This is a genomic window from Desulfosalsimonas sp. (assembly GCF_046483245.1).
In the GTDB taxonomy this organism is placed as follows: Bacteria; Desulfobacterota; Desulfobacteria; order Desulfobacterales; family Desulfosalsimonadaceae; genus Desulfosalsimonas.
The window spans coordinates 1-4,526 of record NZ_JAWODO010000147.1; the positions used below are offsets into that span (position 1 = coordinate 1).

A 4,526-nucleotide genomic window follows, 5' to 3' on the forward strand; every position below is an offset into this window, starting at 1 on the left:
CGCCGGAAGCGGGACTTTCCCATAGTAAGCAATGGCCTCCCGGTTCTCCGGGTTGGCCTCTCCGTTTAACACAATGCCGGCAACCTCGATTTCCAGCCGCTTTAATTGTTCCAGGGACAGCAGGGTGTGGTTGATGGTTCCAAGGCCGCTTTTGGCGACAAGCAAAACAGGCAGGTCAAGATGCTTTATCAGATCTGTGATCATGGCGTTTTCGTTAAGGGGGACCATTATGCCCCCGGCGCCTTCGACAATGAGAGAGCCGGTGCATTCAGGCAGCTCAAAGGCCTCAAGATCGATGCAAACACCGTCGGCCCTGGCTGCGGCGTGAGGTGACAGGGGCCGGGAAAGCCGATAGGTCTCGGGGTGAAAATGACGCTGCGGAAGCCCGGTGAGCCTCATGATCCAACCGGTATCAGATCCTTGCGCATCGCCGCTTTGAACCGGTTTCCAGTAGGTTCCTTTCAATCCCGCCATGAGGATGGCGGCTGTCATGGTTTTTCCGATTCCCGTGTCTGTTCCGGTAATGAAGAACTGTTTCGGCAGCCGCAGGGTCATTTGCGTTTGTCCTTTTTCCATCGATCCAGGGCGTCTACAAGCCGGTTGAGGTGTTGGTCTGTATGAAGCGCTGTAAGGGCAATGCGAATCCGGGAGCGTCCTTTTTCAACCGTGGGCGGCCGAATGGCCATGGCCAGAATGCCGGCATCTTCAAGCCGGCCGGCGAGGGCAAGCGTTTCGTCCTCGTTGCCAACGATAATCGGAATGATATGTGTTGTTGACGGACCTGTGTCCCAGCCCATGCGATGCAGTTCCGCTCTCATATCCCGGGCCTTTTCCATAAGCTGCTTGCGCTCCCGGTCCATTTCAGGCACCAGATCCAGGGCCGCATCCACGGCACCCATCACCGACGGCGGAAGCGCAGTGCTGTAAATAAATCCGGAACAACAATTGACCAGATAATCCCGCATTACTTTTGAAAAGGTGCCGTAAGCGCCAAAAGACCCCAGAGCCTTGCCAAATGTGCCCATGCAGCAATCCACCGCGGTCCCGGCTGTCAGCCCCATGCCCCGCGTTCCCGCAACCCCTGTGGCATGGGCTTCGTCAACAACCAGAATCGCGCCGTAATTTCGTGCCATTTCAACCAGATGCTTCACGTCACTGCTGTCTCCGTCCATGCTGAAAATGGATTCAGTGACAATAAAGATGCGGCTGTAGTCCAGGTAACGGCTTTTGTGCAATATCTCTTCAAGGTGGGCCAGGTCATTGTGGCGAAAAACCGCAAGGGCGCAGCGGCAGAGGCGGGCGCCTTCGATGATGCTCCGATGGTTGAGCCGGTCGGATAAAATCAGCGATTTTTTGTCTGCCAGGGCCGGAAGAAGCGACAGGTTTGCCTGAAATCCGGAGTTGAAAATCAGCGCTGCTTCGGCCCCCTTCAGCCGGGCGAGTTTTTCTTCCACCGCTTCTGCACAGGGCAGGGTGCCGCACACCAGCCTGGACGCCGTGGCTCCGGCCCCATAGCGATCCATAAACGCCTTTGCCCTTTCCCGCAGCAAGGGGTGGCGGGCCAGGCCAAGATAATCATTGGAACAAAAATTTATTAAAGACTGCCCGTTTCGTTCAACCATGACCCCGTCGCAGGGCGTGACAGGAACCAGAAAACGCAAATGGTTCTCCTGCTTGCGCCGGGCCAGTTCTTCCTGCATAAAATATGTGGCAGTAGTGCGTCTTATCATTGCCGGCCCCTGTTCATTGCAGACTTTTGACAACCCTTACAATGGCCCGGGTCAGGAGATCCAGATCATCATCAGAGATGATGTAAGGCGGCATTGTATAAATCAATTTTCCAAAAGGACGGATCCAGACGCCTTGGTTCACGAACTGTTTCTGGACGACTGCAAGGTCCACCGGAGTTTTCATTTCCACAACACCAATGGCGCCCAGTGCCCGGACATCGGCCACGCCTGAAAAACCGCGGCAAGGGGCCAGTCCGGACAGAAGGCCTTGCTCAATGCGATGGACGCTTTCCCGCCAGGGACCGTCGAGCAGGAGCCGAATGCTCGCTGCGGCCACTGCGCAAGCCAGGGGATTTGCCATGAATGTGGGGCCGTGCATAAGCACGCCGCCGTTTTTCGAAATACCCCGGCTTACCCGGTTTGTGGCAAGGGTGGCGGCCAGGGTCATGTAGCCGCCTGTAAGGGCCTTGCCCAGGCACATGATATCCGGCGAAATCCCCGCATAATTGCAGGCAAAGAGCTCGCCTGTTCGTCCAAATCCGGTGGCGATTTCATCGGCCACGAGCAAAACGTCATGGGCATCGCAGAGCATTTTCACCTGACGCAGATATTCCGGGGAATAAAAGCGCATACCCCCGGCGCCCTGCACGATGGGCTCGAGAACCACCGCAGCCAGTTGCTGGTGATGGGCTTCCATGAGTTGTTTGAAATCCTGGATATACGCATCATCCCAGGGTTCGTCAAACCGGCACCCGGGACTTTCGGCAAAATAATGCTGCTGCAGCACGGAAGTAAAATGTTCGTGCATACCCGTCACCGGGTCGCACAGGGCCATTGCTCCGAACGTATCACCGTGGTATCCGCTGCGAACCGTGAGAAACCGGTTTTTTCCAGGACATCCCATGCCATGCCAGTATTGAAGCGCCATCTTAATGGCCACTTCCACGCTTACCGATCCTGAATCGGCAAAAAAGACCTTCTGCAGCGGTTCAGGGGTGAGGTCCACGAGCATTGATGCGAGCGCCACAGCCGGCTCATGGGTGATGCCGCCGAACATGACATGGCTCATCCGGTCGATCTGGTCGTGGGCGGCATTGTTTAAAACCGGGTGGTTATACCCATGAATTGCCGCCCACCAGGAAGACATGCCGTCAATAAGCGCCTGACCTTCGGCTGTATAAAGCCGGACCCCGTCAGCAGACGCGATCATGGTCGCCAAAGGCGGGTCCGCAATGGATGCATACGGATGCCAGACATGATCACGGTCCTGTTGCGCCAGCCGGTGCCGCCTATCCATGGCCACCTCCCTTGAAAAACAGATCCCCGCTGGTGACCCGCTGACGGATGCCGCCGGCGCACTCCATGACAAGCGCACCGCTGCTGTCGATATCCACGGCCTTACCTTCAATGGATTGCCTGCTGCCGACAACCGTGACGTGTTTTCCCAGGGTATGGCTTTTTTCTTTCCACTGTTTCCGCAACGGCTCGAACCCCTGTGTTTGAAACATATCAAGCGCCTCTTCGAGTTCATAAAGAATATCGCCAAGCAACTGCGTCCGCTGCACGGTGCGGGTTGATTCAATGGCCAGCGAAGTGCTTGTCCGGCGGATTTCAGGGGGCAATTGCACGGATGCGGCAGCCACATTCACACCAATACCAATGATCACCCAATCCAGGCGATCCATTTCCGCGCTCATTTCAACGAGAATGCCCGCTGTTTTCCGTTTTTTGATCAGCACGTCATTGGGCCATTTCAAGCGGGGGGCGACGGCAGTGTACCGATGTATTGCCCGGGCCAGGGCCACGGCAGCCACCAATGGAATCCCGGCGGCCCCGGCAAGCGTGATGCCGGGACGCAGTATCAGCGAAAAATACAGCCCTCCGGGCGGTGATGCCCATGACCGGCCCAGGCGTCCGCGGCCCGCGCTCTGGGTTTCCGCAACAACGATCGTACCTTCAGGGCTTCCCTGAATGGCCAGTTTTTTGGCGTGATCCTGGGTTGATTGCATCTCCCTGCAGGAGATGATCTTTCGGCCCTGGATACGGGTTTGGAGATTTTCTTCAATTTCTGCGGCAAGAAGGCTGTCAGGCACACTGTCGAGTGTATAGCCAAGCCTGGGCGACGAGGAAATCCGGTAGCCCTCCCTGCGAAGTTGATTGACATATTTCCAGACACCAGTCCGGGAGATACCCAGTTCCGAGGCCAGGGCTTGGCCTGAAACGACCCGCGTTTGTTTCAGTGATTTGAGAACCGCATCTTTCATGGCAAAATGGGTATCCCGGATGCGATTTAATGTCAACCAAATTTATAAAAATGGTTGACATTAACATGCGCTGTCCTGCTTTTCCGGTTTGCCGAAAAGGTTGCCAGCCCGATCCATTACATATCTTCTCCGCCAGCTCCGGGTTTACATGCCTCATATGCATGTATATATTTATTTTTGATTTTAAGGAGAAGAATATGTCTTTTTTCCGGGGCCAGTTGCTTGGCAATGATATCAGACAGTGGATTTCTGCACTGGCAGTTATTTTTGTGCTCACCGGCTGCGTGCTTCTGCTTCGCAAAATCATAGCCCGCCGTGCCGGTCCCCGGGACCAAAGACCCGGCACGGGCCTGGGTGCACTGTTTGCAGAAATTGCCGGACAAACCAAGTCTTATACACTGTTTTTGGCCGCCCTTTACCCGGTGTCATTTCTGCTGGAACTGCCGGCGGGTGCCGGGACCCTGATTGCCAGCGTTGCCTTTATTGCCCTGGCATTGCAAATCGGGCTCTGGGCCAGTTGCTTTATTTCAAG

General features: G+C 55.7%; 5 protein-coding genes. 1 reads left to right on the forward strand and 4 read right to left on the reverse strand.

Annotation, left to right across the window (positions count from 1 at the left end):
* The 4 genes from bioD to R6U41_RS12660 form a co-directional block, all read right to left on the reverse strand.
* On the reverse strand, positions 1-555 hold a 555-nt coding region (gene bioD, locus R6U41_RS12645), incomplete at its 3' end, for a dethiobiotin synthase (RefSeq protein WP_410270199.1).
* A complete protein-coding gene (gene bioF, locus R6U41_RS12650; RefSeq protein WP_410270200.1) occupies positions 552-1,730 on the reverse strand; it encodes an 8-amino-7-oxononanoate synthase in 1,179 nt (392 codons plus the stop codon). The genes bioF and bioD, both read right to left, overlap by 4 nt.
* A gap of 13 nt (positions 1,731-1,743) precedes the next feature.
* Positions 1,744-3,027, reverse strand: a complete 1,284-nt coding sequence (gene bioA / locus R6U41_RS12655; RefSeq protein WP_410270201.1) for an adenosylmethionine--8-amino-7-oxononanoate transaminase — start codon at positions 3,025-3,027, stop codon at positions 1,744-1,746.
* A complete protein-coding gene (locus R6U41_RS12660; RefSeq protein ID WP_410270202.1) occupies positions 3,020-3,994 on the reverse strand; it encodes a biotin--[acetyl-CoA-carboxylase] ligase in 975 nt (324 codons plus the stop codon). The genes bioA and R6U41_RS12660 overlap by 8 nt, the downstream gene beginning before the upstream one ends.
* 197 nt (positions 3,995-4,191) lie before the next feature.
* Here R6U41_RS12660 and R6U41_RS12665 point away from each other — a divergent pair.
* A partial coding sequence (locus R6U41_RS12665) for a hypothetical protein (protein ID WP_410270203.1) occupies positions 4,192-4,526 on the forward strand: 335 nt, incomplete at its 3' end.

Excerpts from the sequence above, each read along its gene's own strand:
- bioF (WP_410270200.1), bottom strand. The coding sequence starts at position 1,730 with ATGATAAGACGCACTACTGCCACATATTTTATGCAGGAAGAACTGGCC.
- bioA (WP_410270201.1), bottom strand. The coding sequence starts at position 3,027 with ATGGATAGGCGGCACCGGCTGGCGCAACAGGACCGTGATCATGTCTGG.
- R6U41_RS12660 (WP_410270202.1), bottom strand. The coding sequence starts at position 3,994 with ATGAAAGATGCGGTTCTCAAATCACTGAAACAAACGCGGGTCGTTTCA.